At 72.0% G+C, this 26,975-nt stretch carries 22 protein-coding genes; 11 read left to right on the top strand and 11 right to left on the bottom strand.

The genetic code is table 11. The annotated features are described in order from the left end of the window. Position 1 precedes the first annotated feature (1 nt). Genes secF through BN39_RS14515 form a run of 3 tightly spaced genes read left to right on the top strand, consistent with a single transcriptional unit; the run spans position 2 to position 4,088 of the window. Positions 2-1,129, top strand: coding sequence for a protein translocase subunit SecF (secF, locus tag BN39_RS14525; RefSeq protein ID WP_019203153.1), 1,128 nt, complete (start codon positions 2-4; stop codon positions 1,127-1,129). Further along, complete coding sequence (locus BN39_RS14520) at positions 1,122-1,700, top strand: adenine phosphoribosyltransferase (protein WP_019203152.1); 579 nt, start codon at positions 1,122-1,124, stop codon at positions 1,698-1,700. The genes secF and BN39_RS14520 overlap by 8 nt, the downstream gene beginning before the upstream one ends. A gap of 39 nt (positions 1,701-1,739) precedes the next feature. Then, on the top strand, positions 1,740-4,088 hold the full coding sequence (locus BN39_RS14515) for a bifunctional (p)ppGpp synthetase/guanosine-3',5'-bis(diphosphate) 3'-pyrophosphohydrolase (RefSeq protein WP_019203151.1): 2,349 nt from the start codon (positions 1,740-1,742) through the stop codon (positions 4,086-4,088). A gap of 96 nt (positions 4,089-4,184) precedes the next feature. On the opposite strand, the gene BN39_RS14510 is transcribed toward BN39_RS14515, so the two are convergent. Continuing rightward, on the bottom strand, positions 4,185-5,309 hold the full coding sequence (locus BN39_RS14510) for a peptidylprolyl isomerase (protein WP_019203150.1): 1,125 nt from the start codon (positions 5,307-5,309) through the stop codon (positions 4,185-4,187). 107 nt (positions 5,310-5,416) lie between these two features. Here BN39_RS14510 and BN39_RS14505 point away from each other — a divergent pair, with 107 nt between their 5' ends. From BN39_RS14505 to BN39_RS14485, 5 genes are read left to right on the top strand one after another with little or no spacing between them, the layout of a single operon-like run. Further along, positions 5,417-6,154, top strand: a complete 738-nt coding sequence (locus BN39_RS14505) for an MBL fold metallo-hydrolase (protein ID WP_019203149.1) — start codon at positions 5,417-5,419, stop codon at positions 6,152-6,154. After that, positions 6,151-7,470, top strand: coding sequence for a histidine--tRNA ligase (gene hisS / locus BN39_RS14500; RefSeq protein WP_019203148.1), 1,320 nt, complete (start codon positions 6,151-6,153; stop codon positions 7,468-7,470). Before BN39_RS14505 ends, hisS begins: the two co-directional genes overlap by 4 nt. Before the next feature lie 4 nt (positions 7,471-7,474). Further along, positions 7,475-8,167 carry a hypothetical protein gene (locus BN39_RS14495; protein WP_019203147.1) on the top strand — a complete coding sequence of 231 codons (693 nt, stop codon included), beginning with the start codon at positions 7,475-7,477 and terminating at the stop codon, positions 8,165-8,167. A gap of 52 nt (positions 8,168-8,219) precedes the next feature. Beyond that, complete coding sequence (locus BN39_RS14490) at positions 8,220-9,266, top strand: Rv2578c family radical SAM protein (RefSeq protein WP_040768024.1); 1,047 nt, start codon at positions 8,220-8,222, stop codon at positions 9,264-9,266. 54 nt (positions 9,267-9,320) lie between these two features. Continuing rightward, positions 9,321-10,475: a GTP-binding protein gene (locus tag BN39_RS14485; protein ID WP_019203145.1), complete on the top strand. Its 1,155-nt coding sequence runs from the start codon at positions 9,321-9,323 to the stop codon at positions 10,473-10,475. A gap of 14 nt (positions 10,476-10,489) precedes the next feature. On the opposite strand, the gene BN39_RS14480 is transcribed toward BN39_RS14485, so the two are convergent. Both BN39_RS14480 and BN39_RS14475 read right to left on the bottom strand, forming a co-directional pair. After that, entirely contained in the window at positions 10,490-12,049 is a 1,560-nt protein-coding gene (locus tag BN39_RS14480) for a glycerol-3-phosphate dehydrogenase/oxidase (RefSeq protein WP_020693897.1), read from the bottom strand. Beyond that, the gene (locus BN39_RS14475; RefSeq protein ID WP_019203141.1) at positions 12,046-12,651 is read right to left on the bottom strand and encodes a TetR/AcrR family transcriptional regulator; all 606 of its coding nucleotides are present in this window, start codon (positions 12,649-12,651) and stop codon (positions 12,046-12,048) included. The genes BN39_RS14480 and BN39_RS14475 overlap by 4 nt, the downstream gene beginning before the upstream one ends. A 15-nt stretch (positions 12,652-12,666) precedes the next feature. On the opposite strand from BN39_RS14475, the gene BN39_RS14470 reads away from it, so the two are divergent. Next, complete coding sequence (locus tag BN39_RS14470) at positions 12,667-14,256, top strand: FAD-binding oxidoreductase (protein ID WP_040768021.1); 1,590 nt, start codon at positions 12,667-12,669, stop codon at positions 14,254-14,256. After that, complete coding sequence (locus BN39_RS14465; RefSeq protein WP_019203139.1) at positions 14,253-15,137, top strand: diacylglycerol kinase family protein; 885 nt, start codon at positions 14,253-14,255, stop codon at positions 15,135-15,137. The genes BN39_RS14470 and BN39_RS14465 overlap by 4 nt, the downstream gene beginning before the upstream one ends. Here BN39_RS14465 and BN39_RS14460 read toward each other — a convergent pair. The 8 genes from BN39_RS14460 to BN39_RS14425 all read right to left on the bottom strand — a co-directional run bounded on the left by BN39_RS14460 (position 15,134) and on the right by BN39_RS14425 (position 25,044). After that, the gene (locus tag BN39_RS14460) at positions 15,134-17,077 is read right to left on the bottom strand and encodes an HNH endonuclease signature motif containing protein (protein ID WP_019203138.1); all 1,944 of its coding nucleotides are present in this window, start codon (positions 17,075-17,077) and stop codon (positions 15,134-15,136) included. The genes BN39_RS14465 and BN39_RS14460 overlap by 4 nt on opposite strands. Positions 17,078-17,195: 118 nt before the next feature. Then, positions 17,196-18,497: an MFS transporter gene (locus BN39_RS14455; RefSeq protein WP_019203137.1), complete on the bottom strand. Its 1,302-nt coding sequence runs from the start codon at positions 18,495-18,497 to the stop codon at positions 17,196-17,198. Next, positions 18,494-19,747, bottom strand: a complete 1,254-nt coding sequence (locus BN39_RS14450; RefSeq protein WP_019203136.1) for an NtaA/DmoA family FMN-dependent monooxygenase — start codon at positions 19,745-19,747, stop codon at positions 18,494-18,496. The genes BN39_RS14455 and BN39_RS14450 overlap by 4 nt, the downstream gene beginning before the upstream one ends. Then, positions 19,744-20,595 carry a trans-aconitate 2-methyltransferase gene (locus BN39_RS22315; RefSeq protein WP_019203135.1) on the bottom strand — a complete coding sequence of 284 codons (852 nt, stop codon included), beginning with the start codon at positions 20,593-20,595 and terminating at the stop codon, positions 19,744-19,746. The genes BN39_RS14450 and BN39_RS22315 overlap by 4 nt, the downstream gene beginning before the upstream one ends. After that, entirely contained in the window at positions 20,592-21,755 is a 1,164-nt protein-coding gene (locus BN39_RS14440; RefSeq protein ID WP_019203134.1) for an MFS transporter, read from the bottom strand. The genes BN39_RS22315 and BN39_RS14440 overlap by 4 nt, the downstream gene beginning before the upstream one ends. Next, complete coding sequence (locus BN39_RS14435) at positions 21,752-22,333, bottom strand: hypothetical protein (protein ID WP_148281504.1); 582 nt, start codon at positions 22,331-22,333, stop codon at positions 21,752-21,754. Before BN39_RS14435 ends, BN39_RS14440 begins: the two co-directional genes overlap by 4 nt. 98 nt (positions 22,334-22,431) lie before the next feature. After that, positions 22,432-24,099, bottom strand: coding sequence for a DUF885 domain-containing protein (locus BN39_RS14430; protein WP_019203132.1), 1,668 nt, complete (start codon positions 24,097-24,099; stop codon positions 22,432-22,434). 36 nt (positions 24,100-24,135) lie between these two features. Then, complete coding sequence (locus BN39_RS14425; protein ID WP_040768017.1) at positions 24,136-25,044, bottom strand: neutral zinc metallopeptidase; 909 nt, start codon at positions 25,042-25,044, stop codon at positions 24,136-24,138. 96 nt (positions 25,045-25,140) lie between these two features. Between BN39_RS14425 and aspS the strand changes: the two genes are divergently transcribed. Next, positions 25,141-26,970: an aspartate--tRNA ligase gene (gene aspS, locus BN39_RS14420; protein ID WP_019203130.1), complete on the top strand. Its 1,830-nt coding sequence runs from the start codon at positions 25,141-25,143 to the stop codon at positions 26,968-26,970. The last annotated feature ends 5 nt before the right edge of the window (positions 26,971-26,975 follow it).

Raw genomic sequence — 26,975 nt, 5'->3', positions numbered from 1 at the left:
CATGACCGACACGGTCACCGAGAACGAGAAGAAGGCCGGCTTCTTCACCAAGCTCTACACCGGCACCGGCGCGTTCGACATCGTCGGGCAGCGGAACAAGTACTACATCGCGACCGGCGTCATCATCGTCATCGCGATCCTGGGCATCCTCATCCCCGGGTTCAAGTTCAGCATCGACTTCGAGGGCGGCACCCAGGTGTCGTTCCCGGTCGGCGCAGCGCAGGCGGACACCGCGAAGGCCCGCGACACCGTGCGCACGGCGACGGGCGTCGAGCCGTCGGCGGTGCAGACCGCCGGCTCGGGAGGCGCTGCCACGTACCAGATCGCGACGTCCGAGCTGGACGATCAGCAGATCACCAAGGCACGTGCAGCGCTGTTCGAGGAGTTCCAGCCGCCGGGGCGCGACGGGCAGCCGTCGGCGAACAGCATCAGCTTCTCCGCGGTGAGCTCCACCTGGGGCGCGCAGATCACCCAGCGCGGCCTCCTCGCGCTCGTGGTGTTCCTGGTGCTCGTCACCGTCTACATCGCGGCCCGGTTCCGGGAATGGGACATGGCGCTCGCCGCGCTCGCGTCGCTCTTCTTCGACGTGATCGTCACTGCGGGCTTCTACGCCTGGTCCGGGTTCGAGGTGAGCCCCGCGACGGTGATCGGCCTGCTCACGATCCTCGGCTTCTCGCTGTACGACACCGTGGTGGTGTTCGACAAGGTGGACGAGAACGTCCGCGGCGTCCTGCACACCACGCGCCGCACGTACGGCGAACAGGCGAACCTCGCGATCAACCAGACACTGATGCGCTCGATCAACACCACCGTGATCTCGGCGCTGCCGATCATCTCGCTCATGGTGGTGGCCGCGTGGATGCTCGGCGTCGGCACGCTGATGGACCTGGGCCTGATCCAGCTCGTCGGCGTCGTGGTCGGTACCTACTCGTCGGTCTTCTTCGCCGCGCCGCTGCTGGTGACGCTCAAGGAGCGCCGTCCGCAGTACCGGGACCACACCGCCAAGGTGCTCAAGCGCCGCGCCCGCGCCCTCGCCGAGGAGGCGGGCACCGTCGAGGCGCCGGCCGCGGCGGAGACGCAGCCCCGGCTGTCCCGGCCGCAGACCAAGCGGTCGCGCCGGCGTGACTGACGCGGGCACCGCGGTCGAGGCGGCGCGCGCCGCCGTCGCCGCGCACACTCGCCACGTCCCCGACTTCCCGCAGCCAGGCGTCGTCTTCGCGGACCTCACGCCGGTGTTCGCCGACGGTGCCGGCCTCGCCGCCGTCATCGAGGGCCTCGCGGAGGCCGGACGGGACGCCGCCGGCGCTCCCGCCGTCGACCTCGTCGCGGGGATCGACGCCCGCGGTTTCCTCCTGGGGTCCGGGGTCGCGCTCGCGCTGGGCGTCGGCACCCTGGCGGTGCGCAAGGCGGGGAAGCTGCCGCCGCCCGTACTCCGCGAGGAGTACACGCTGGAGTACGGCACCGCGGCCCTGGAGATCCCCGCCGAGGGGATCGCGCTCGCGGGCCGGCGGGTACTGATCGTGGACGACGTGCTGGCCACCGGCGGCACCGTCTCGGGGGCCGCCGCCCTGCTGCGCAGCGCGGGCGCCGAGGTGCACCGCGTGTCCGTGGTACTCGAGCTCGAGGCCCTGGGCGGACGCCCGCGTCTCGCGGATTTGGCCGGGGGCCCCGTCGCGGTGTCGACTATCTCGGTAGGCTGAATCTCTACTCCAGCCACGTAGACAGCACGGGGAGGCATCATGTCGCTGCAGTCACCGGGCCCCGACTCGGCGCGCACCCCCACCGCCCAGGCCGCGCCGCCCTCGCCGTCCACGCCGCCCGGGGAGGTGACCGGCTCCACCACGCGGCGCGTGCGGGCCCGCCTGGCCCGGCGGATGACCGGCACCCGCAACCACGTGCGGCCGGTGCTCGAGCCGCTCGTCGCCCTGCACCGCGAGGTGTACCCCAAGGCCGACGTGGCGCTCATCGAGCGCGCCTACGACGTCGCCGAGCTGCGGCACGCCGACCAGATGCGCAAGTCGGGCGATCCCTACATCACGCACCCGCTGGCCGTCGCGACGATCCTCGCCGAGCTCGGCATGGACACCACGACGCTGGTGGCGGCGCTGTTGCACGACACGGTCGAGGACACCGGCTACAGCCTGGAGCAGCTCACCGCCGAATTCGGCTCCGAGGTCGCCCACCTCGTGGACGGCGTCACCAAGCTGGACAAGGTGGCGCTCGGCAGCGCCGCCGAGGCCGAGACCATCCGCAAGATGATCATCGCCATGGCCCGCGATCCGCGCGTGCTGGTGATCAAGGTGGCCGACCGGCTGCACAACATGCGCACCATGCGGTTCCTGCCGCCGGAGAAGCAGGCCCGCAAGGCCCGCGAGACCCTCGAGGTGATCGCCCCGCTCGCGCACCGCCTGGGCATGGCGACGGTGAAGTGGGAGCTCGAGGACCTCGCGTTCGCGATCCTCCACCCCAAGAAGTACGACGAGATCGTGCGCCTGGTGGCCGACCGCGCACCGTCGCGCGACACCTACCTGGCCAGCGTGCGCGCCCAGATCAACGAGGCCCTCACGGCGTCCCGGATCGTCGCCGACGTGCAGGGCCGGCCCAAGCACTACTGGTCGATCTACCAGAAGATGATCGTCAAGGGCCGCGACTTCGACGACATCCACGACCTGGTCGGCGTCCGCATCCTCTGCGACGAGGTGCGCGACTGCTACGCCGCCGTCGGCGTCGTGCACTCGCTGTGGCAGCCCATGGCGGGCCGCTTCAAGGACTACATCGCGCAGCCCCGCTACGGCGTCTACCAGTCGCTGCACACCACGGTCATCGGGCCGGAGGGCAAGCCGCTGGAGGTGCAGATCCGCACCCGCGACATGCACCGCACCGCCGAGTTCGGCATCGCCGCGCACTGGCGGTACAAGGAGACCAAGGGGCGCAACGGCAAGGGCGGGAACGACTCCGCCGAAGTCGACGACATGGCGTGGATGCGCCAGCTGCTCGACTGGCAGCGGGAGGCCGCGGACCCCGGGGAGTTCCTCGAGTCCCTCCGCTACGACCTGGCGGTCAAGGAGATCTTCGTCTTCACCCCCAAGGGCGACGTGATCACCCTCCCGGCCGGTTCCACACCGGTGGACTTCGCCTACGCCGTCCACACCGAGGTGGGGCACCGCTGCATCGGCGCCCGCGTCAACGGCCGGCTCGTGGCGCTCGAACGCAAGCTGGAGAACGGCGAGGTCGTGGAGGTCTTCACCTCCAAGGCCGAGAACGCCGGACCGTCGCGGGATTGGCAGACCTTCGTGGTCTCGCCGCGCGCCAAGGCCAAGATCCGGCAGTGGTTCGCCAAGGAGCGCCGCGAGGAGGCACTGGAGTCCGGCCGCGACGCCATCGCCAAGGAGGTCCGCCGGTCGGGGCTGCCGCTGCAGCGGCTCACCAACGCGGAGTCGATGGCCGGCATCGCCAAGGAGCTGCGCTACGCCGACGTCTCCGCGTTGTACACCGCCGTCGGCGAGCACCAGGTGTCCGCCCACACCGTGGTCCAGCGGATGCTCGAACAGCTCGGCGGCATCGAGGAGGCCACGGAGGAGCTCGCCGAGCGCAGCACCCCGTCCACGATCTCCGGCCCGACGGCCCCGTCGACCGACGTGGGCGTGCTGGTCACCGGCCAGCCGGGTGTGCTCGCGAAGCTCGCCAAGTGCTGCACCCCGGTCCCCGGCGACGAGATCGTGGGCTTCGTGACCCGCGGCGGAGGCGTCAGCGTGCACCGCGAGGACTGCACCAACGTGGCCGAGCTCCGCAAGGAGCCCGAGCGCTTCCTCGACGTGAAGTGGGCTCCGTCCCCGTCGTCGGTGTTCCTCGTCGCGATCCAGGTGGAGGCGCTCGACCGGCACCGGTTGCTGTCCGATGTGACCAAGGTGCTCGCGGACGAGAAGGTGAACATCCTGTCGGCGTCGGTGACCACCTCGCGGGACCGGGTTGCGGTGTCCCGCTTCACCTTCGAGATGGGCGACCCCAAGCACCTCGGGCACGTGCTCAACGTGGTGCGCAACGTGGAGGGCGTCTACGACGTGTACCGCGTGACCTCCGCGCAGTAGCGCGCGGGACGACACTCGACCGCGACACCCGACCGCGACACCACGGACACGAGAAGGGCCCCGCCGGAGCGGGGCCCTTCGTCGTGGGGTGAGCAGCTACGCCAGCGTCATCGACGTGATGTTCACCGGCTGCGTCGGCTTACCGTCCTCCGCCGGCTGGCCCGGCTTGGGCTTCGTGGCGTTGGGGTTGGGCACCCAGGTGATGCCCTTCTTGGCGATCTCCTGAACCACCTTGGTGCCGGCGTCGTCCATCTTCCCGATCACCGAGAAGTTCGCCGGCAGGGTGGTGTCCTGGTAGACGAGGAAGAACTGGCTACCGCCGGTGTTGAAGCGGCCCGGCTGGCCCGACTGCGGGTTCGGCTGCTGGTTCGAGTTCGCCACGGCGATCGTGCCGGCGGGGTAGATCACCGACGGGGTCTGGCCGGGCTGCGTGGGCGCGTCGTCGCCCTTGAGGAAGGTGGGCGTCTCGTCCGGCGACTGCCAGCCCGGCCCGCCGACGCCCGTGCCGGTGGGATCGCCGCACTGCAGCACGTAGAGCCCCTTGGACGTCTTGCCGTCGCCCTTGTTCGCGGTCTCGCGGTGGCACGGGGTGTTGTCGAAGTACTTGGCCTGGATCAGCGTCTCGAAGGTCTCGACGTTGCAGGGCGCCTTGGACCGGTCGAGCTCGTAGCCGATCGAGCCCTGGTTCGTGGTGATCGTCCCGGACATCGTGCCGGTGGTCGGCAGGTCCTTGCCGTCCGGCTTACCGACGGTCTTGTTGAGCGCCTCCAGCTTGTCGATCTCGGGACGCTTCTGTGCCAGAAGCGCGGCGGCCTTCTCGGCCTCGTCCAACTGCTCGTTGGCCGCCGTGATCTGGTCCTTCATCGCCTCCTTCTGGTCCGGAGGCAGGGCGGCGATGCGGTCCTCGATCTGCTTGCGGTTGTCCGCGATCGTCTTCGGCTGGCTGTCGATGCTCTTGCGGGCATCCGCCACCGGGTTGGCGTCCGCGTAGTCGCACGTCGTGTGCGTCTCCTTGAAGCGGTCCTCCGCGCCGACGCGCAGCGGCCCGCGCGGCCCCTGGGGCAGCCAGATGTAGCAACCGGCGGCGACCAGCGCGATCACGACGGCGCCGGCGATGGCGCCCGCCTTGATCTTGCGCCTGCGCGCATCGGACTCCCGCCGCTCGTTCTGCTTCGCGAGTTTCTCGCGAGCGGCTTGGCGACGCTCCTCATTGCTCGGCACGGTGTGACGACCTCCTCAATACCGACATCCGGCGGGCACGACTCGCCGCAAGTCTGCCAGCTAAACCTGATAGACGCCGTCACCGGGTCTGGTGACACAATGGTCCGATGCTCATCACCGGATTCCCAGCAGGCGTCTTCCAGACCAACTGCTACGTCCTCGCCGACGGCCCCGGGGCCGACGCCGTGGTCGTCGACCCCGGTCAGGACGCCGTCGAACCGCTCAAGGCGCTGCTCGCCGAGCACCGCCTCAACCCCGTCGCGGTGCTGCTCACGCACGGCCACCTCGATCACACCTGGACCGCGCAGCCGATCGCCGACGAGTTCGGCATCCCGGTGCACATCCACCCCGACGACCGCCCGATGCTGGCGGACCCGGCCGTGGGCATCGGCGCCGCGCTGGGCGCGATGATCGGCGACCAGGTGTTCGTGGAACCGCAGAAGGTCGTCGAGCTCGCCGACGGTGAACCCGTGACCCTCGCCGGGATCACCTTCGGCGTGGAGCTCACCCCCGGGCACACGCGGGGCTCGGTCGTGTTCACGACCGAGGTCGCGCAGGCCGACGACGCCGGCGAGCCGGTGGACGCCGAGCCGGTGCTCGTGGCGCTCGGCGGTGACGTGCTGTTCCAGGGCTCGATCGGGCGCACCGATCTGCCCGGCGGCAGCCACGATCAGTTGCTCGATTCGATCGCGGAGAAGTTGCTGCCGCTCCCGGACGACACCGTCGTCCTCCCGGGCCACGGCCCGGCCACCACCATCGGCAGGGAGCGGGCGACGAACCCGTTCCTGCAGGGGCTCACGGGTACCGACACACCCGCGGAGCGGAAAGGACGATACGGACTGTGAGCGCCGGTAGCTTCCAGGCTCCCAAGGGCATCCCGGATTACATCCCGGTCCCGTCGGGGGAGAAGAACAGCTCCGCCGATTTCCTCGCGGTGCGCTCCGCGCTGCTGCGCGCGACCGCCGAGGCCGGGTACGGCTACGTCGAGTTGCCGATCTTCGAGGACACCGCGCTGTTCGCACGCGGCGTCGGCGAGTCGACCGACGTCGTGGCCAAGGAGATGTACACCTTCGCCGACCGCGGCGACCGCTCGGTCACGCTGCGCCCCGAGGGCACGGCGGGGGTCGTGCGCGCCGTGCTGCAGCACGGACTCGATCGCGGCCAGCTGCCGGTGAAGGCCGCGTACGCCGGGCCGTTCTTCCGCTACGAGCGTCCCCAGGAGGGCCGCTACCGCCAGTTGCAGCAGGTGGGGATCGAGGCGATCGGCGTGGACGACCCGGCGCTCGACGCCGAGGTGATCGCCGTCGCGGACCGGGCGTACCGCAGTGTCGGCCTCGACGGCTTCAGGCTCGAGGTGTCCAGCCTGGGCGACGAGAGCTGCCGCCCGCAGTACCGGGAGAAGCTGCAGCAGTTCCTCTTCGGGCTCGACCTGGACGAGGAGACCCGCCGCCGTGCGGAGATCAACCCGCTGCGGGTGCTCGACGACAAGCGCCCCGAGGTGCGCGCCATGACGGCCGACGCGCCGTTGATGATCGACAACCTCACCCCGGAGCCGAAGGAGCACTTCGAGAAGGTTCTCGCCCACCTCGACGCGCTCGGCGTGCCGTACGTCGTGAACCCGCGGCTGGTGCGCGGCCTCGACTACTACACCAAGACCTGCTTCGAGTTCGTCCACGACGGTCTCGGCGCGCAGTCCGGCATCGGCGGCGGCGGCCGCTACGACGGCCTCGTCGAACAGCTGGGCGGCCGCGAGGGCGTCACGGGCGTCGGCTTCGGGCTGGGCGTGGACCGCACCCTGCTGGCGCTGGCCGCCGAGGGCAAGCGCGCGCCGTCGGCGCCCCGGGTCGTCGCCTACGGCGTCCCGCTGGGCGACGCGGCGCGCGACACGATGGTCCCGCTTCTCGGGCGGCTGCGCGCCGCGGGCGTACCGTCGGACATGGCCTACGGGTATCGCGCGATGAAAGGCGCGATGAAGGGCGCCGACCGTTCCGGCGCCCGGTTCGCCCTCATTCTGGGTGAATCGGAGCTGGAACAGGGCGTCGTCATGGTGAAGGATCTGGCGAAGGGCGAGCAGCGGGCGGTGTCGATCGATACGGTGGCCGACGTGATCGCCGCAGAGTACGACGGAGCGCGGAGCGCCGTCGTGGGAAGCGCGGGGTAAAGGTTTGTCGTCCAGTCCTGCCGAGCCCGGCGCCCGCGATCCGCGGGAGCTGAGCGCGGAGGACGCCGTCGACATCGACCTCATCCCGCCGGGCATGACCCTGCCCAAGGTGCGGCGCGCTCTGCTCGCCGGACTGGTCGTGAGCATCATGGTCGCGGTGGCCGTCGCCGTCGTCGCCGGTCCCGTGTGGGGCACGGTCCTCCTGCTGGCCGGCGCGGCCCCCGGTGTCGGCGGGTACCTCGGGGTGGCGCGGCGCAGCGTGATCCTCGACCACCGCGTGGTCACCCGGCGCACCCTGCGCACGCAGCGTGTGAATCTCATGGATGCCGACGAGGTGGACCTCGTGGCCGAGGTGGCCCGGCTCGCCCAGGTCTCGCTGCGCATCGTCCACGGCAGGACGACGGTGCGCGTCCCGGTCGCGCTGTACGGCGCGCCGCAGCGCGGCCGCGTCCGCGGCCGGGAACTGCCGATCCTGGCCATGCGGCGGCTCGCCGAGGCGCTGGACAAGAACCCGCTGCCCGAGGTGCGCGACATCGGCCGGGTCATGTCGGAACAGTCGCGCGCCCAGGCCACGTCGATGCCCAAGCGGGATCGGCCGCTGTACCGGGCGGCGGGTATCGCGCGCGAGGTGGGCGGCCGCGAGGAGCTGGTGTTCACGGAGGACGAGGTGGACGAGATCAGCCGCCCGCTCTGGTAGGCGCGCCGTTCGAACGCTTGACTGAAGTCGAACAAAGTGTTCGACTGGTGTCGTGCGATGGGATGGTCAGCTTCTGAACGACGGTGCGCCGGTGTCGACTTCCGGCGTCCGGGCGCTGCCGGGCATGGAAGGTGTCGGCCGAGCGGTCACGACCCCGGAGTTCGAGGGGATCACCTTCCACGAGGTGCTGTGCAAGAGCGCGCTGAACAGGCTGCCGGAGTCCTCGGCGATGCCGTTCTCGTGGACGATCAACCCCTACCGGGGCTGCACCCACGCGTGCACCTACTGCTTCGCCCGGTCCAGTCACGAGTACCTCGAATTCGACGCCGGGGGAGACTTCGACACCCAGATCGTGGTGAAGACGAACCTGGTCTCGGTGCTGAAGAAGGAGCTGCGGCGCGCGTCGTGGCGCGGGGACCCCGTCGCGCTGGGAACGAACACGGACCCGTATCAGCGGGCCGAGGGGCGCTACCGCCTCATGCCGGGCGTGATCGGGGCGCTCGCGGGGGCGGGCTCACCCATCTCGATCCTCACCAAGGGCACCCTGCTGCGCCGCGACCTGCCGCTGCTCGCGACCGCGGCCACCACTGTCCCCGTGCAGCTCTCGGTGTCGCTGGCCCTGCTCGACACCGACCTCCAGGCGTCCCTCGAGCCGGGGGCGCCGAAACCGTCGGCACGGTTGGAACTGATCCGGTCGATCGCGGAGGCGGGATTCGACTGCCACGTCATGGTGGCGCCCGTGGTGCCCTATCTGACCGACGATGCGGCGTCCCTGCGGGGTCTGTTCGCGGCGATCGCCGAGGCGGGTGCGGCCACGGCGTCGGTGCAGGCGCTCAACCTCACCGGACGGTACCGCGGCTGGTACCTGTCCTGGCTGGCCGAGCACCATCCGGCGCTGGTGCGCCGGTACCGGCAGCTCTACGGCAGCACGGGGCGGGTGTCGGCGGAGTACCGGAACCACCTGCGGTCCCGCGTCGCACCGCTGCTCGAGGAGCACGGGCTCACGCGGCTGGAGGACCCGTACGCGGAGCCCCCGCCGCGCCCCGCCCGGCGCGTCGACGGGGCCGTGGCACCGGATCTCCAGGCCGCCCTGTTCTGACGGAGCCCCGGCCCGACGCTCCCCAGCATATCAGTAATGGTTACCATTATCGTTATGACTGCAGCCGCACCTCTCCCCGTCACCGTCCTCTCCGGCTTCCTCGGCGCCGGAAAGACGACGCTCCTCAACCACCTGCTGACCAACCGCGAAGGCCTGCGGGTGGCGGTGATCGTCAACGACATGAGCGAGGTCAACGTCGACGCCGCACTCGTCGACCTGGGCGGGTTCGACCGCACCGAGGAGAAGCTCGTCGAGCTCAGCAACGGCTGCATCTGCTGCACGCTCCGCGAGGACCTCGTGGACGCCGTCGGCGCCATCGCTCGCCGGAGCACGCCCGATGGGCGGCCCCGGTTCGACCACCTCGTGATCGAGTCCACGGGCATCTCGGAGCCCATGCCCGTGGCCGCCGCGTTCGACTGGCGGTTCGAGGACGGTACGCGCCTCGGTGATCTGGCGGCGTTGGACACCATGGTCACCGTGGTGGACGCGAGCACCTTCCTCGGCGAGGTCGCCCGCGGGAACACCCTCGCGCAGCGCGGGCTCGGCGCCGCCGAGGGGGACGCCCGGTCCGTGGCCGACCTGCTCGTGGATCAGGTGGAGTTCGCCGACGTGGTCCTGCTGAGCAAGCTCGACCTGGTCTCCGCGGCCGCGGGCGGCGCGGTGGAGGCTGCCGTGCGCCGGCTCAACCCGCGGGCCCGCGTGACGCCGATGTCCCACGGCCGGGTGCCGCTCGCGGAGGTGGTCGGCACGGGCCTGTTCGACCACGAGGCCGCGACCTCGGTCGCGGGCTGGGACGACGAGGTGATCGGCGGCCACACGCCCGAGACGGAGGAGTACGGCATCTCGTCGTTCCCGTACCGCGCGGACCGGCCGTTCCATCCGCAGCGGCTGCTCGAGGCGCTCGACGAGGTTCGGGCGATCCTGCGCAGCAAGGGATTCTGCTGGATCGCCAGCCGACCCGAGTTCGTCGCGGTGTGGTCGCAGGCCGGCCCGAACCTCACCATCGAACCCGCGGCCTACTGGGCGCAGGTGCAGGGCGAGCCGCAGCAGGAGCTGGTGTTCATCGGCGTGCGGCTGGACGCGGACCGCCTGCGCGCGCTGCTCGACGGTGCGCTACTGACCGACCACGAGGTGGCCGAGGGGCCGGCGGCGTGGCGCGGGTACCCGGACCGGTTGCCCGCCTGGAACGTTCCGGACCACACCCACTGAGTGCGGCGACCGCCTCAGTCGGCGGCGAACGCGGCCTCCGCGGCGGGCCGGGCGGCGTCCCCGACCGGCGGGACGAGGGCCAGCCGGGTGCGGCGCTCCAGCAGGTCCTCTGCGTCGACGGCGCCTTCGGCGAGCGCCCCGAACACCAGCTCGGCGCCCGTGACCTCCGTCCCGTCGGCCACAGGAACGGCGAGTTCCGGGTTCCGGCGGGCGATCTCGGCGATGACGGCGGCCTCGGTGCCGTAGGCGCGTACCAGCCGCGCCGGGGCGGGCACGGTGCGCAGCGTCGCCGGATCGGCCGCGCCCACGAGCCGCACCGTCCGGGTCACGGACGGGCCGGTGAGCAGGCTCGAGGCCTTCGCGGCGGCGTCGACGGCGTCCTCGGCCATCCTCCGGTACGTGGTGAGCTTGCCGCCCACCACCGTGACCAGGCCGTCTTCGCGGGTCAGCACGGCGTGCTTGCGTGAGACGTCCGCGGTGGTGCCCCCGCCGGAATCCAGCAGGGGCCGGAGCCCGGCGAACGATCCCGCGATGTCGGCGCGGGTGAGGGGGGCGTCCAGGGCCAGGTTCACGGTGTCGAGCAGGAAGTCGATCTCCTGTTCCGACGGGGTGGGCACGTCGGGGATCTCGCCGCCGGCCTCCTCGTCGGTGAGCCCCACGTACACGCGCCCGTCGGGCTGGGGGAGCGCGAAGACGTAGCGGCCGAAGGTGTCCGGCACGGGCACCGTGAGCCCGGCGGTGAGCCCGTGGAAACTCTCCTGCCGGAACACCAGGTGGGTGCCCCGGCTGGGGCGCAGTGTCACGGCGGGGTCGACGGTGCCCGACCAGACGCCGGTCGCGTTGACGACGGCCTTGGCGCGCACGGTGATCGAATGCCCGGTCAGTTCGTCGGTGAGGGTGGCGGCGGTACCCGTCACCTGCGACGCGGAGCACCGGGTGAGGATCGTGGCGCCGTGCGCGGCCGCCGTCCGGGCGATGCCCACGGTGAGGCGGGCGTCGTCGGTGAGCTGGCCGTCCCAGTTCAGCAGGCCCCCGCGAAGGCCGTCTCGGCGGACCGTGGGCGCCATGGCGATCGTGTCGGCCGCGGAGATGCGGCCGGAGCGCCGCAGTACCGACGACGGTGTCCCCGCGGCCCGGCGCAACGCGTCGCCCGCGAGGAACCCGGCGCGGGTGAGGGCGGCGTCCCGTCGGGACACGCCGGACGTGAGGGGCACCACCTGGGCGAGCGGACGCGTCAGGTGCGGCGCGATGACCCGCAGGAGCGCGTTCCGCTCCACGGCGCTCTCGTAGGCGATGCCGACGGCGCCGGACGCGAGGTAGCGGAGGCCGCCGTGCACCAGCTTCGACGACCACCGGCTGGTGCCGAACGCCAGGTCGTGCTTCTCCGCGAGCAGCACCGTCAGGCCGCGGGTCGCGGTGTCGAGCGCCACGCCCGCACCGGTGACGCCCCCGCCGATCACCAGGACGTCCACCGACGGATCCGCGCCGAGCGCCTCCAGGTCGGCCGAGCGGCGTGCGGCGCTCAGTCGTGAAGCGGCGGAGACGGATTCGAGGGCGTCGGAAACGGGGGTCACGGGCGCAGGTACCTCTCCAGGAGATCGAACAGCTGGGTGTCGAGCAGGTCGGGGGATTCGGAGAACACCGGGCCGGTCAGGGCGGAGGACCACGCCGCCTGCAGGACCACTGCGGCGAGCTCGCGCGGTGCGCCGTCGCGCACACTGCCGTCCTCCTGGCCGGTGCGGATCCCGGCCTCGATCGCGTCCAACTGGGCGCGGGAGGTGCGTCCCGTGCGATGCAGGAGGTAGGGCATCAGGAATTCGGGATCGAGCTCGACGATGCGGCGCAGCAGAGGGTGCGACCGGGCGGCGGAGGTCATGTGGACGACGGTGCGCGCCAGGGACTCCCGGACGGTATCGCCGTCGACGGTCCGCACACTGCCGAGCGCGTCGGCGAACTCGCGGGTGGTGACGGCCGCGGCGAGGGCCTGCACGTTGGGGTAGCGGCGGTACAGCGTGGCGCGCGAGACCTGGGCCGTGCGCGCCACATCGGCCATCGTCGTGCGGCGGATGCCGATGGTGGCCATGAGATCGCGCGCGGCGTCGAGGATGCGGTCGTCGTCGATGGCGTTGGCCGGGACGCGGGCACCGAGCGCACTGTTGAGATCCTGCGACACCATGTGTACAAATGTATCATGACTTCGTCTGAGGTGGAGATTCCCGTCGTGGCCTTCGAGCCCGGGCGCTGGGGCGACCCGGCCGCGCCGATGCACCTGTCCGATTCGGTCCGCGGGGCGCTCACCATGCTCGGTATCGACGGTACCGAGCCCCCTCGGGCCGCACCGTCGATCGCGCCGGGCCGCGCGGACGCGGACGCGCTCGCAGCGCTGCGAGCGACGGGCGCCGGCGTCGCGGACGACGACGAGGCCCGGCGCCGGCACCTGCGCGGGTACTCGACGCCCGATCTGCTCAAGTTCCGGGCGGGCGACGGCACGGACGCGCCCGACGTGGTCGTCACGCCGGACGCCGCGGACCAGGTGGCGGCCGTACTCGCCGTGTGCGTGGAGCGGGGCCTCACGCTGAGCCCCTTCGCGGGGGGCACCTCCGTGACCGGCGGGCTCGCGCCCGAGCGGGCCCGGCCCGTCGTCGCGCTCGACCTGCGCGGCCTGACCGGCCTGCTCGACCTCGACGAGACCTCGCAGGTGGCGACCTTCGCCGCCGGCACCCGGCTTCCCGAGGCCGAGCGGCTGTTGGGGGAGCGCGGTTTCGAGCTCGGCCACTTCCCCCAGTCCTACGAGGGCGCGACCATCGGCGGCTGCGCGGTCACCCGGTCCGCCGGGCAGTCCTCGATCGGCTACGGCCGGTTCGACGAGATGGTGGTCGGGCTGTCGATCGCCACCCCGCTGGGGGCCGCCGAGATCGGTACGGCCCCCAAGTCGGCGGCGGGCCCCGACCTGCGCCAGCTGTTCCTCGGCTCCGAGGGTGCCCTGGGCGTGGTCACGGCGGTCCGCGTCCGCGTGCATCCGGTGCCCGCCGTGCGCCGGTTCTACGGCTGGCGGTTCCCGGACTTCGCCGCCGGCGCGGCCGCGATGCGGGTGCTCGCGCAGGGGTCGGTGCGCCCCACGGTGCTGCGGCTGTCCGACGAGGCCGAGACCGGCCTCAACCTGGCGAATCCCGGCGCCGCCGGGCAGGCCGCCGTGGGCGGGTGCCTGATGATCGCCGGGTTCGAGGGCGACGAGGTGGACGTGGACTGCCGCGACGGCTACGTTTCGGCCCGGCTGGTGGAGCTCGGCGGGGCCTTCCTCGGTGAGGAGCCCGGCGAGGCGTGGCGCGCCGGCCGGTTCCGCGGTCCGTACCTGCGCGACCCGTTGTTGGACGTGGGCGCTCTCGTCGAGACCCTCGAGACCGTCACCTTCTGGTCCAACCTCGAGCGCCTCAAGGCCGATGTCACCGCCGCGATCACCGGTGCCCTCGGCGATCAGGGGACGCCCGCGGTCGTGATGTGCCACATCTCGCACGTGTACCCGACCGGGGCGTCGCTGTACTTCACCGTGATCTCCAAGGCGCTGGACGACCCGCTGGCCCAGTGGGGACGCGCCAAGGAGGCCGCGAACGCCGCGATCCGGGCCGCGGGCGCGTCGATCACGCACCACCACGCCGTCGGGACCGATCACCGGTCGACCTATCTCCAGGAGATCGGTGACGTCCAGCTCACCGCCCTGCGCGCCGTGAAGGACGCCCTCGACCCGCAGGGCGTGCTCAATCCCGGGATCCTGCTCCCGTGACGGCCCGCCCGGACGTGGTGGCCGTCCTCAACCCGATCTCGGGCGGCGGCGTCGCGCGCACGCAATGGGACGCCGTGGCCGCCGAGCTCGCGCGGTTCGACGTGGCGAGCGAGGCCGTGGAGTCCGGCTCCGCCGCCGACGCATCGCGCCTCGCAGCCGACGCGGCCGCCTCGGGAGCGCTCACCGTGGCGGTCGGCGGCGACGGGCAGATCCGGGACGTGGCAGCCGGTGTGCTCACGGTGCCGGGCGCCCCGCTCGGCATCGCGGCCGCAGGGCGCGGCAACGATTTCGTGCGGCACCTCGGCATCCCCACCGACGCGGCCGCCATCGCGGCGATGCTCGCCGACGGGCGGCGGCGCGATGTGGACGTCCTCACCGTCGGCGACCGGATCGCCGTCGGCAACGTGTACGTGGGGCTCGACTCCGTGGCCACCGAGCTGATCAACCGGCTCCGGTGGATGGGCCCGCTCGCGTACCGCGTGGCCCCCGTGCTCGCCGCCCTGCGGTGGAAGCCGGCCGAATTCACCATCACCGTGGACGGCTCCGCCATCACCATGCCCGCGCACATCGTGGTTGTCGCGAACTCGGGCGACTACGGCAGCGGACTGAACATGGTGCCCTCCGCGTCGGTCGACAGCGGCCGTATCGACGTGCTCGCGGTGGACGGCGGTGGTTCGATGCTCAAGCTGGTCTCGGCGATGGGGGAGGCGAAGACCGGCAGCCACGTGTCCCGTCCCGAGGTCGTCACCTTCTCCGGTCGCGAGGTCACACTCAGCGCCGACCGCGCCATCCCGGTGCACGCCGACGGCGACTACGTCCAGGAATTGCCCGTGACCGTCGGGATCAGGCGGGCCGTGCTCCCCGTCGTGGTCCCGCACTAGAAGGGCGGCGGTTCGGGTTCGGTGTTCGGGACGAACTCGACGCCCTGCTCCTCGGCCTCCTTACGTTGCCGTTCCAGCTCTTTCCGGAGTCGTTCCTCGGCGCGCTTCGTGGCTTTCTCGAGTCGGATGCGGCGGTTGCGGGTGCGTTCGTCGCGGCGGGCCTGGGCGCGGTGTTCGGCGTGGGTGTCGAAGGTCTGCGGCTGTTCGGGTTCCCCGTTCGGGGTGCGGGCGGGGGTGTCCCAGATGAGTTTCCCGAGCCCGGGGAGGAGCTCCTGGGCGGCGCCGGGTGGGGTGAGCCAGATACCGCCGGCAGGGTGGTGCCATTCGACGGTGCCGTCGTCGAGGATGTCGGAGAGCCATCCGGTTTCGGTTTTGATGCGGTGGTGGAATCCGCAGAGCGGTACCAGGTTCCCGGGGCCGTGTTTCCCGGCGACCGTTGTGGGTCCGCCGCGGGCTGGATTCTTGTGGTCGTATTCGGCGACGTGGTCGGCTTGGCAGCGGGTCGACGGCACACTGCAGCCGGGGAACACGCACGTCGGGTAGGTCAGCCGCATGATCAGCAGTTGGTACTGCGTCGGCGTGTACCCGGACGCCCCGGCGAGATGAACTTCACCGGTCTCCGGATTCCGTTTGCCGAGGGCCCGGATGGTGGTGTCGCAGTCGGCGGTCAGATCGTTCGCCTGCTCCGCGGTGACCGGCCCGGAGATCCCGAGTTCGTCGCACACCACGTACGCCCCACCCGACGAGTCCGAGGATGCCGGCTCAGGAGGCAGACCGGGGCCGGTCGATCCGCGAGATTCATGCACCGCGGGAGAGTCGGAAGGAGATGTCGCGGGAGATGCACCCGAGTCGCCGGAGACGATGCCCCCGGGTGTTTCGGATACGTCGCCCTCGCTGTCTGCGTTGTCCGCGTCGTTCGTGACTTCCGCATCGCTCGTGGTGTCTTCGGCGGCGGGTGGTTCGTCGAACAGGGTGATCACGTCGTCGACCGCAGCGGTGGCGGTGGCGGGCTGGGGTTCGGCTGCGGCGGGTTCCGGTGGGCGGAGGTCGGATTCGTTGAGGACGATCAACGCCAGCGCCCTCATCTCGGGGGCGATCGCCGCCACACGAGGTTTGCGGTCCTTGAACCGGCAGGCATCGTCGGAACACTGGCAGCCGAGAGTCTCGTAGCCCTCGATCAACGCCGCATGCGCGGCGACCTGCCGCTCACCCAGCGTGCGCGGATCCTTCCGGCAGGTGGTCTTGAGCATGTCCGCGAGCAGGGCGGCGAAGCGGATCCCGTCGGCCTTCGGGATGACGGCTTCGACATCGACGGTCCCGTCCGCCCGCGCATGCATGTCGATCCCGAACCGCGGCTTCTTCTCCGGAACCTGCGGCACGGCATCGATGTCGATCCGCACCAGAACCTGCTTCGCCGCCTCCTCCACCGCCGACGCGGTCACCGCGACATCGGGGTCCGCGAGGATTCCCGACAACCACAACGCCATCCGCACATCGAATTCGTGGAGCACGCGATCGTCGATGATCGCCGACGCGTACCGCAGCACGGCGTACAGCTGCTGGTTCGTCACGATCCCGGTGGCGCAGACCGCGAACACACGGGGCAACCGCTCCCGCAGATCCAGACCGCGATGCACGGCCGCGGACGCGCCACCCCGCCCGACCTGCAACACCGCGCCGACCTCGGCGACCAGTTCGTCCCAGTCCCCGACGAACCGGCGGTCGGACTCGGCCCGGCACTGTCGGGCATCGTCACGGACCGCGAACAATTGGGAGAGCACTGCGTTCTTCCTCGCGTCCAACCGGTTCGCCTCCACGAGCACCGAGCGCAGGTCGGCCAGCAGGGCGGCCGCATCCAGGCCGGCGACGTCCTCGAACTCGGGCGGCAGCGGTCGGCGGACCGCTCTCCTGTGTTCGAATGCATCGTCTGCCTGGCTCATACTTTCGAGTCTACTCCGATTGCGGCGGTATTGCTACCTCAAACGCGACCCCGAATTTCCCTCCCCTCCACTACGTTCCGTCCCCCATGGAACGTTCAGAGCCGGTCCGGTCCGCGGCTCAGGATGCGGCGTCGCGGCGGGAGGGCTCCTCCGGCGGCCGCACGAGCACCAGGGCGATCACCGACAGCACCGCGAGGGCGGTGACGTACACCGCGAACGCGTCGTCGCCGAGGTGCACGTGGAACCACGCGCGGAGATACGGGGCGGTGCCGCCGAGGACGGCCGCCACGATCGAGTAGGTGACGCCGATCGCCGTCGTGCGGGACCCGGGCGGCACCAGCCGCGCGATGTACACGGGCTCCACGGAGAGGATCGCGCCGATCGGTATGAGCATCGCGGCCATGCAGAGATACAGGTTCACCGGACCGCCGCTGAGTGCCCTGCTCACCGGCAGGCTGCCGACCGCGACGACGATCGCCCCCGCGAGCATCACCCTGCGGTGTCCCACCCGGTCGGCGACCTCGCCCCACAGCGGGATCAACACCGCCCCGGTCGCGTACGCGGCCACCGCCGCCCACAACGCCTCGGATCGGGACATGCCACCGAACGTGATCGCGAACGCCGACGCGGAGTTGCCCCACGCGTAGATCGCGACCGTCGACCCGGCCACCAGTGCCGAGATCGCGAGCAGCGCCCGACGGTGCGCCACGAGCGCGCGCAGGTGGTCCCGGAGTGGCAGCGGCCGTGCGGGCTCCGCCGCCGCGGGCTCGCGCAGGTACGCGCGCAGCCCGACCGCGGCGAGCCCGAGGAGCCCGCCGAGGAGGAACGGGACGCGCCAGCCCCAGGACCGGAGATCGTCCGGGGGGAGCAGCGTGGCCATCGCGGCCCCGAGCGTCATGCCGCCGATCACCCCGGCGTTGCCCGACGTGTAGATCAGGCTCGACCACCGGCCCAGATGCCGCGGCGGCGCGTTCTCCGCGATGTACACCTGCAGGCTCGGCAGCTCGCCGCCCTGGCCGAAGCCCTGGACCACGCGCAACGCCAACAGCAGAACTCCTGCCAGGTGGCCCACCTGCTCGTGCCCCGGGAGGAACGCCACGCCCAGGCAGCCGCCCGCCACGCAGGCGATCGTCAGCGCCAGCGCGATGGTCCGCCCGCGACGGTCCGCGATCATCCCGAACACGAGCCCGCCCAGCGGCCGCGCGATGTACCCGGCCGCGAACACCGCGAGCCCCGCGAGCAGGGAATCCGCTCCGGCGCCGCCGAACACGTACGTCGCGAAGAAGGGCAGCATGGCGCTGTAGACGCCCCAGTCGAACCACTCCAGGGCGTTGCCGGCGCCGAGCGCGGCGACCCGCCGCCACCCGGTGAGCGTGGGGCCCCGACGGTCCGCCGCGGGAAACCCGGCTTCGACGGTCACGCGACACCGCCCAGGTGCGCGCGCAGCGTGCGGCCCGCGTAGTCCGTGCGGAACCGCCCCGCGGCGCGCAACAGCGGGAGCACCCGCTCGTACACGGCGTCCACGGAACCGCCTGCCCCGATGACGAAGCCGTCGGCGGCGCCCGCGTCCGCCCAGTCCAGCAGCGTCGCCGCGATGGCTTCGGCGCTGCCGGTGAGTGTGAGGAACCCGGATCCGGCACCGTACACGCGCAGCAGCTCCCGCAGCGTGGTCCCCGGCTCGGCGGCCAGGTCCCACAAGCCCTCGGCGGTGCCGGTGATCGCCGCCGATTGCGTGTCCACCGAGGCGCGCGCGGCGAGGACCGCGGCGGGGAGCGGCGCGTCGGGGTCCAGGCCCGCGAGAGGTACGCCGAGCACCGACGCCAGCCCGGCCCGGAGCCCCGGCGGTTCCACGGAGGACACCTCCTGGTCGACGAACAGCCGCACACCCGGGAGGTAGCGCACCGCGTCCGGGTCCCGGCCCTGTGCGGCGGCCAGGGCGCGTAGCCGATCCCGGGAGCGGATCGCCCCGGCGCGGCTGGGGTTGATGCCGAAGACGGCGTCGGCGTAGCGCGCCGCGAACGTCAGTCCGGACGCGGAGGAACCGGCCTGGAACAGCACGGGGCGGCCCTGCGCGTCGGAGGGCACGTCGAGCCACCCGTCGATCGCCACGTGCCGGCCCGAGAACCGCACGTCGTCGATCGCCGCCGTGTTCACGAATCCCGTACCGGCACCGAGGTAACCGTCCCGCCATGACGACCACAGCGCGAGCACGGCGTCGGTGACCTCGGCCGCCCGTTCGTAGCGCTCGTCCTTGTCCGGGAGGGATTCCAGCCCGTAGTTCCCGGCGCCCTGGATCGACGTGACGATGTTCCACCCGGCTCGGCCCCCGCTGATGTTGTCCAGCGACGCGATCTGCCGCGCGATGCCGTACGGTTCGGCGAACGTGGTCGACGCGGTCGCCACGAGCCCGATCCGCGACGTCCTCGCCGCGATCGCCGAGAGCGCGGTGAGGGGCTCGAACGGGATCAACGGACGGGACCCGAACTGCGCCCGCGGCTTTCCCAGGAAGTCGGCGTAGAACAGCCCGTCCACCCTGGCGTCCTCCGCTCGCTCCGCGAAGTCGAGGAAGTCGCCGATCCCGGCGACGGGCGCCCCGCCGCGCCGGGCGCGGTCGGCGAGTTCCGGGAGCTGCGCTCCGACCGCCTCCACGATGAGGTGCAGGCCGGTCACGGGGCGTCGCCGTCGACGGGGCCGGTGCACAGCCAGGTGCGCACCGGCATCGCGGTGACCCGCCCGGTGGCGTCGAGCCGGCGCTGCGCGGCGGTGGCCACGGCGTCGCGCTGCGCGTCGTGCCCGGGGAACAGCGCCTGGTAGTAGTCACCGAAGGTGGCGTCCACGTAGTCGGCGAACGCTCGGCCGTCCGCGGGCGCCGTGACGGCCTCGTGCGCGGTGGCCGACACGACGTGGAAGCTTCTGCGCAGCAGCGAATCCAGTTCGTCGGCGGGGAGCGTCCGGGCGGACACCCCGACGATGCCCGCGGCGCCGAACGCCGCCGCGGCGCGATCCGCGGGAAGGCCCGCCGCCTCGGCGATCACCGCGTCGGTGCCGCCGAGCCCGGAGGCCTCGGACTCCGGGTGGTACGTCGTGAGCACCGCGACCCCCGCGGGATCGAGCGCCGCGGCGATCCGGGGGACCACCTCAGGTTCGTGCGGGTGCAGCCAGTGCAGTACCGCGGTCATGGTGATCACGTCGGCGCCGTGCGCCTCGGCCGGGAGCGGCTCGCGCAGGTCGTGCACCGCGAAATCCAGGCGCGCACCGTCGGACTCGTCCTGCAGGCCCGCGATGCGGGGCCGCGACGCGTCGAGCCCGAGCACCCGGGCGCGCGGCGCCGCCCGAGCCAGGTGGCGCGCGAGAGTGCCGGTGCCGCAACCGAGATCGACGACGGTGCGCGCCGACGCCAGCCGGTCGCCGAGTAGGTCCGCCACGCGCAGCGCGTCAGGTACCTGCCGGAGCTCGCTGTGTTCCGCGTATCGAGCCATCCGCTCGTCCCGCTCGACCCCGTCGAGCGCGCGCGTCACGGACGCCCCCGAACGGCGGACACCGCGGTGACCCCGAGGGCGAGGGCGCCGCCCGCGATCGCGGCGGCGACGGCGGCGGCCGGCAGCGCGGCGCCGACCACGACCACCCCGATCGCCGTGCCCGCGTGCATGAAGCTCGTGTTCCAGGCGCTGGCCGCCGCCCGCCGGTCGCCCGCGGCGAGCGCGAGCGACGTCTGCTGCTCGGTCACGAAACCACCGCTCCCGACGAACCACACGAACAGCGCGACGAGCGCGGGAACCGCGGATCCGGTGAGCGCGAAGACCACCACGCCGGCCGCGACCACCACGATCCACAGACCGATCCGCGCCGCTGCGGGGAGCCCGGTGCGGGTGAGCCGCCCACCGATCAGCGAACCGGCCACGCTGCCCAGGCCCACCAGGACGCCGACCAGCCCGAGCGTCGCCGTGTCCCAGCCGAGCCGCTCGTGCAGCAGCTGTCCCACGTACGCGTACGTGCCCAGGCTGAAGAATTGGACCACCAGCGTGACCACCAGGATCGGCGCGATCGCGGGGGCGAGGGCCACCCGCAGGCCGTCGCGCACCGACGGCGGGGTCGCGGCCGGTGCGGTCCGGGGCACGGCCCGGGCGAGGACGCCCACGGCGACGGCGGTGCCGGCCGCGAGCGCCACGAAGCTCCACCGCCAGTCGGCGGCCGCCGCGATGCCGGCGCCCACGGGGATGCCGATCACCTGTCCGGACGAGAAGAACGCCATGCCGCGGCCCATGAACCGGCCGATCGATTCCGGGTCGGGCGCGCTGTCCGCGAGGTACGCCCAGATGCTCGGCCCGGCGAGCGCCGCGCCCAGACCTCCGACGGCGCGGGCGGCGATGAGCACGGCGACGTGCGGCGCGGCCGCGCACGCGAGGTTCGCCACCAGGAACAGGGCCGCGCCGGCGAGCAGCGGTGTGCGCCTGCCGATCCGGTCCGACAGCGATCCCAGCAACGGCGACGCAACCGCGTACACCAGCACGTAGGCGGTGGTGGCGTTCGCGGCGGCCGCGACGTTCGTGGACAGGGCGTCGGTGATCGCGGGCAGCAGCGGCGACAGCAGGAAGGTCTCCGCGCCGATGAGGAACAGCAGCAGGAACGCGCCCGCGACCCGCGGCCGCACGGCCGTGGGCGCCGCGGTGGCCGTCACGAGAAGCTCCATTCGCACCCGCGGCCCGCCTCGGACTCGACGAGCTCGAACCGCGCCTCCAGGTTCTGGTGCCGGGCGTTCGCCGTCACCGAGCGGGTGCAGAACTCGCACGGCGCCTTCAGCGTGATCGGGGTGCCCGCGGCCCGGCGCTGCTCGCGGTAGGACCAGATGCCGCACCGGGACACCGAGACCCCGCCGGCGCGGGAGGAGACGTCCGAGTCGTACAGGTCGAGCTGGGCGTGCAGGCGGGCGGGGAACTCCTCGTGCGGCGCGACCATCTCGGTGAGCTTGCGGTGCACGCGTGCGCTGTGCTCGGTCCAGTCCGACATCGTCTCGTAGGACAGGCGCTCGATGACGAACTTCTCCATCAGTGCCTGGGAGGTGAAGAACAGCCGCCGCGCCGCCTCGGGATCCGGATCGCCGCAGAGCTTGTCGATGTCGCGGTCGATGTCCGCGGCGATCGCGAGCCACGTCGCGAGCAGTTTCACGTCGGCGTGCTCGGTGAGGAGTGCCGACAGCCCCAGCTGCCCCTCCAGGACACGGACAAGCCAGAGTCGAGTCGTCGCTCTCCTGTGCATGTTCTGGAAACTAAGTAATCAGCCGGGTCCAGCCCACGGTTGCACGCACCATGATCGATGGTTTGACGGTGCCCGCGTCCTGCGTTATCGCAACAGTGTCACCGCAGGGCCGTGCGCAGCGTGTCCAGCCCCATGCCGCCCAGCGCGAGGGCATCCCGGTGGAAGTCGCGCACCGTCGAACCCGGGTGTCCCGCCAGGTACTCGTCCCGGGCCCGCTCCCACACCCGCTGGCCCACGGAGTACGACGGCGCCTGGCCCGGCCAGCCCAGGTAGCGGTGGTACTCGAAGCGCAGCTGCTCGTCGGACATCGCCACGTGCGAGCGCAGGAACGCCCACCCCTTGTCGTACGTCCAGTCGCCGCCGCCCACCTCCGCCGGCGCCGCGAACCCGCAGTGCACGCCGATGTCGAGGACCACCCGCGCGGCGCGCAGCCGCTGCGAATCGAGCATGCCCATGAGGTCGCCGTCGTCGTCGAGGAAGCCCAGGTCGCGCATGAGCCGCTCGGCGTACAGTGCCCAGCCCTCGCCGTGGCCGGACGTGAACGAGTACAGCTTGCGCCAGCGGTTGAGCGGCGCGATCACCGCCTGCCCGATCTGCAGGTGATGCCCGGGCACGCCCTCGTGATACACCGTGGTCTTCTCCTGCCAGGTGTGGAACTCGGTGACGCCCTGGGGAACCGACCACCACATGGCTCCCGGCCGGCTCAGGTCCGCCGACGGCCCGGTGTAGTAGATCCCGCCGCTGCTACTGGGGGCGATCCGGCAGTCGAGGTGGTGCAGCTGCTCGGGGATGTCGAAGTGTGTGCCCGCGAGCGCCCGCACCGACTCGTCGGAGGTGCGTTGCATCCACTCGCGCAGCGCGTCGGTGCCGTGCAGCACGTACCGCGGCTCGGTGTCGAGCTTCGCGAGGGTCTCCGCCACCGTCGCGCCGGGGTACAGCCGCCCGGCCACCTCCCGCTGCTCGGCGACGATGGACGCGAGGAGCTCCTGCCCCCAGGCGTACGTCTCCTCCAGGTCGACCGCCGAGCCCAGGAACGCGCGGGAGTACACGGGGTACGCCTCGCGGCCCACCCCGAGCCCGCCCGGCGCGCCCACCGGGACCGCGACCGGGGCGACCTCGTTCTCCAGGACCTCGGCGAACCTGGCGAACGCGGCCCGCACGCCGTCGGCCAGGCCCGAGCGCACCGGATCGTCCGCCGACGGTGCGGCCCCCGCCATCCGCTCGACGTTCGCGGCCACCTGATCGCCCGCGAGGCGGGCCTGGGCGAGGCACTCCCGCACCTGCAGCTCCGGGAACGGGTGGCCGCCGTCCGCGAGCCGGGACCGCAGCCCCGAGATCGCCGAGTCAACCGACGTGGGCACCGCGGCGAGGCGGGCCGAGAGCACGGCGTCCGCGTCCGGCGTGCCGGCCGGCATCAGGTCGAACACGTCGCGGATCGCCTGCAGGGGAGAGGCGATCACGTTGAGCTCGCCCACGTCCCGTCCCGCGGCGGCGAGGTCGAGGTGCACCCCGAGGCGCTCCCGCAGCGACGCCGCGGTCACCCGGTCCGCGTCGTTCTCCGCGACGAGCCGGTCGAGCTCGGCCAGGGTCTCGCGGGCCAGCGCGGCCCGCGCCTCCACGCCGCCGGGGGAGAAGTCGGTGAGCCGGTCGTCGAAGTCCGTGATCCCGACCGCCGTGGCCTCCACGGGATCGGTCTCCGCGAGGCGGAGGGCGAACCGGTCGGCCAGTGCGTCGATGGGCGTCCCTGCGGGTGTGGTGTCAGCCATGTGTCGAGGCTATGGCAGGACCGCGCCCGGCACCCCTCAGATGGACCCCGAGAACGTGTCGCACCGGCGGATGTCGCCCGTCTTGTAGCCCGTGGAGAACCACTTGACGCGCTGCGCGGACGTGCCGTGCGAGAACGACTCCGGGTTCACGTTGCGGCCCGCGTTCTTCTGGATCGTGTCGTCGCCGATGGCCTGCGCGGTGGTGATCGCGTCGGAGATCTGCTGCTGGGTCAGCGGCTCCAGCATGGCGTCCTGGCCCTTGTCCGCCTTCGAGGCCCACACGCCGGCGTAGCAGTCGGCCTGCAGCTCCACGCGCACCGAGCCGCCCTGCGCGCCGCTGCCCTGCTGCGACTTGGTGATGTCGCCCAGCAGGTTCTGCACGTGGTGACCCCACTCGTGCGCCACGATGTACTCCTGCGAGAACGGGGCGTTGGTGCCGCCCATCCGCTCGATCACCCGGTCCATGAAGTCGATCTGGAAGACCGCCACCTGGTCCGCGGGGCAGTAGAACGGGCCGGTGTCCGCGCCCGCGACGCCGCAGCGGGTGTTGATCGACGTGGCGCCCACGGGCATGATCTTCGTCCCGCCCCGCGGCGGCTGGTAACCGCGCAGCAGCTGCGGCCACACCTTGTTCAAGGAGTTGGTGGTCGCGACGATCCGGCAGGTGGTGTCCGTGTTCGCCAGCTGGATGGTGCAGCTCTTGATCTTCTTGTCCATCTCCTGATCGGCCTGCGAGATGCCCGCGTTCCCGCCCTGGCCACCCGGGGCCACGGGCTGCTCGGAGCCGCCGCCGGTGAGGTCCACGCCGAAGAACAGGCCGAGGACCACCAGGACGACGGTGCCCAGGCCACCGCCGCCGATCATCACGCCGCGGCCGATGCCGCCGCCACCGCCACCGGCGCTCACACCACTGGTATCGAGCGGTCCGTTATCCCGAAACGTCATGCGCACAGCTTTCCACGACAGCGGTGAGAGGGTGCACCTTCTCGCCCCGTAGCATGTCCATGGCTCATTGAATCACCATCGGAAGGACCATCGAACGTGCTGCGCACCCACCTTGCTGGATCACTGCGGGCGGAGGATGCCGGCACCGTCGTCACCCTCGCGGGCTGGGTCGCGCGCCGGCGTGACCACGGCGGCGTCATCTTCATCGACCTGCGGGACAGCTCGGGAGTGGCCCAGGTGGTGTTCCGCGAATCGGACGTCGCCGAGCAGGCCCACCGTCTGCGCTCCGAGTACTGCGTCCTGGTGACCGGCACCGTCGAGAAGCGGCCCGAGGGCAGCGAGAACCCGAACCTCCCGTCGGGCGACATCGAGGTCAACGTCACCGAGCTGACCGTGCTCAACGAGTCCGCGCCGCTGCCCTTCCAGCTCGACGAGGAGCCGGGCGAGGAGGCGCGCCTGAAGTACCGCTACCTGGACCTGCGCCGCGAGGATCCCGCGGCCGCCATCAGGCTGCGCAGCCAGGCGAACGCCGTGGCGCGCAACGTGCTCGCGCTGCACGACTTCGTCGAGATCGAGACCCCGACGCTCACCCGGTCCACCCCCGAGGGCGCCCGCGACTTCCTGGTGCCCGCGCGCCTGCGCCCCGGGACCTTCTACGCGCTGCCGCAGAGCCCGCAGCTGTTCAAGCAGCTGCTCATGGTGGCAGGCATGGAGCGGTACTACCAGATCGCCCGCTGCTACCGCGACGAGGACTTCCGCGCCGACCGGCAGCCCGAGTTCACCCAGCTCGACATCGAGATGAGCTTCGTGGACCAGGAGGACGTGATCGCCCTCGGCGAGCAGATCGTCAAGGCGCTCTGGTCGCTCATCGGCCACGAGATCCCCACTCCGATCCCGCGCCTGACCTACGCGGAGGCCATGCGCCGCTTCGGTTCCGACAAGCCGGACCTGCGCTTCGGGCTCGAGCTGGTCGAGTGCACCGAGTACTTCAAGGACACGCCGTTCCGGGTGTTCCAGTCGCAGTACGTGGGTGCCGTCGTCATGCCCGGCGGCGCGTCGCAGCCGCGCCGCCAGCTCGACGCCTGGCAGGAGTGGGCCAAGCAGCGCGGCGCCCGCGGCCTCGCCTACGTGCTCATCGGCGAGGACGGCGAGCTGGCCGGCCCCGTCGCCAAGAACCTGTCCGACGACGAGCGCGCCGGGCTCGCCGCCCACGTCGGCGCCCAGCCGGGCGACTGCGTGTTCTTCGCCGCCGGCGCCACCAAGCAGATGCGGGCCCTGCTCGGCGCCGCCCGCGGCGAGATCGCCGACAAGCTGGGCCTCATCAAGGAGGGCGACTGGGCCTTCACCTGGGTCGTCGACGCGCCCCTGTTCGAGCCCGCCGACGATGCGACCGCGTCGGGCGACGTGGCCGTGGGCGACGGCGCCTGGACGGCCGTCCACCACGCCTTCACCAGCCCGAAGCCGGAGTCGATGGACACCTTCGACACGGACCCCGGCGGCGCGCTCGCCTACGCCTACGACATCGTCTGCAACGGCAACGAGATCGGCGGCGGCTCCATCCGCATCCACCGCCAGGACGTGCAGGAGCGGGTCTTCGCCGTCATGGGCATCGACGAGGAGCAGGCCCGGGAGAAGTTCGGGTTCCTCCTGGACGCCTTCTCCTACGGCGCACCGCCGCACGGCGGCATCGCCTTCGGCTGGGACCGCGTCGTCTCGCTGCTCGCCGGCGCGGCCTCGATCCGCGAGGTCATCGCGTTCCCCAAGTCGGGCGGCGGCGTCGACCCGCTGACCGAGGCGCCCGCTCCCATCACGGTCCAGCAGCGCCGCGAGTCCGGCATGGACGCCAAGCCGAAGAAGCCGGAGCCGGAGCAGGCCAAGCCCGCGCAGGCGGCGGAGCAGGCCGGGGCCGGGCAGGCGCCGGAGTAGCGACG

The organism is Tsukamurella sp. 1534, from assembly GCF_000312385.1.
Lineage (GTDB): Bacteria > Actinomycetota > Actinomycetes > Mycobacteriales > Mycobacteriaceae > Tsukamurella.
Note: the sequence above shows the minus strand (reverse complement) of the source record. Positions and strands in the feature narration are given on the sequence as shown.

Coding starts and splice junctions, on each gene's coding strand:
- secF (WP_019203153.1), top strand. CDS start 2: ATGACCGACACGGTCACCGAGAACGAGAAGAAGGCCGGCTTCTTCACC.
- BN39_RS14515 (WP_019203151.1), top strand. CDS start 1,740: ATGTCGCTGCAGTCACCGGGCCCCGACTCGGCGCGCACCCCCACCGCC.
- BN39_RS14505 (WP_019203149.1), top strand. CDS start 5,417: ATGCTCATCACCGGATTCCCAGCAGGCGTCTTCCAGACCAACTGCTAC.
- BN39_RS14485 (WP_019203145.1), top strand. CDS start 9,321: ATGACTGCAGCCGCACCTCTCCCCGTCACCGTCCTCTCCGGCTTCCTC.
- BN39_RS14475 (WP_019203141.1), bottom strand. CDS start 12,651: ATGGTGTCGCAGGATCTCAACAGTGCGCTCGGTGCCCGCGTCCCGGCC.
- BN39_RS14470 (WP_040768021.1), top strand. CDS start 12,667: ATGACTTCGTCTGAGGTGGAGATTCCCGTCGTGGCCTTCGAGCCCGGG.
- BN39_RS14460 (WP_019203138.1), bottom strand. CDS start 17,077: ATGAGCCAGGCAGACGATGCATTCGAACACAGGAGAGCGGTCCGCCGA.
- BN39_RS14435 (WP_148281504.1), bottom strand. CDS start 22,333: ATGCACAGGAGAGCGACGACTCGACTCTGGCTTGTCCGTGTCCTGGAG.
- BN39_RS14430 (WP_019203132.1), bottom strand. CDS start 24,099: ATGGCTGACACCACACCCGCAGGGACGCCCATCGACGCACTGGCCGAC.
- BN39_RS14425 (WP_040768017.1), bottom strand. CDS start 25,044: ATGACGTTTCGGGATAACGGACCGCTCGATACCAGTGGTGTGAGCGCC.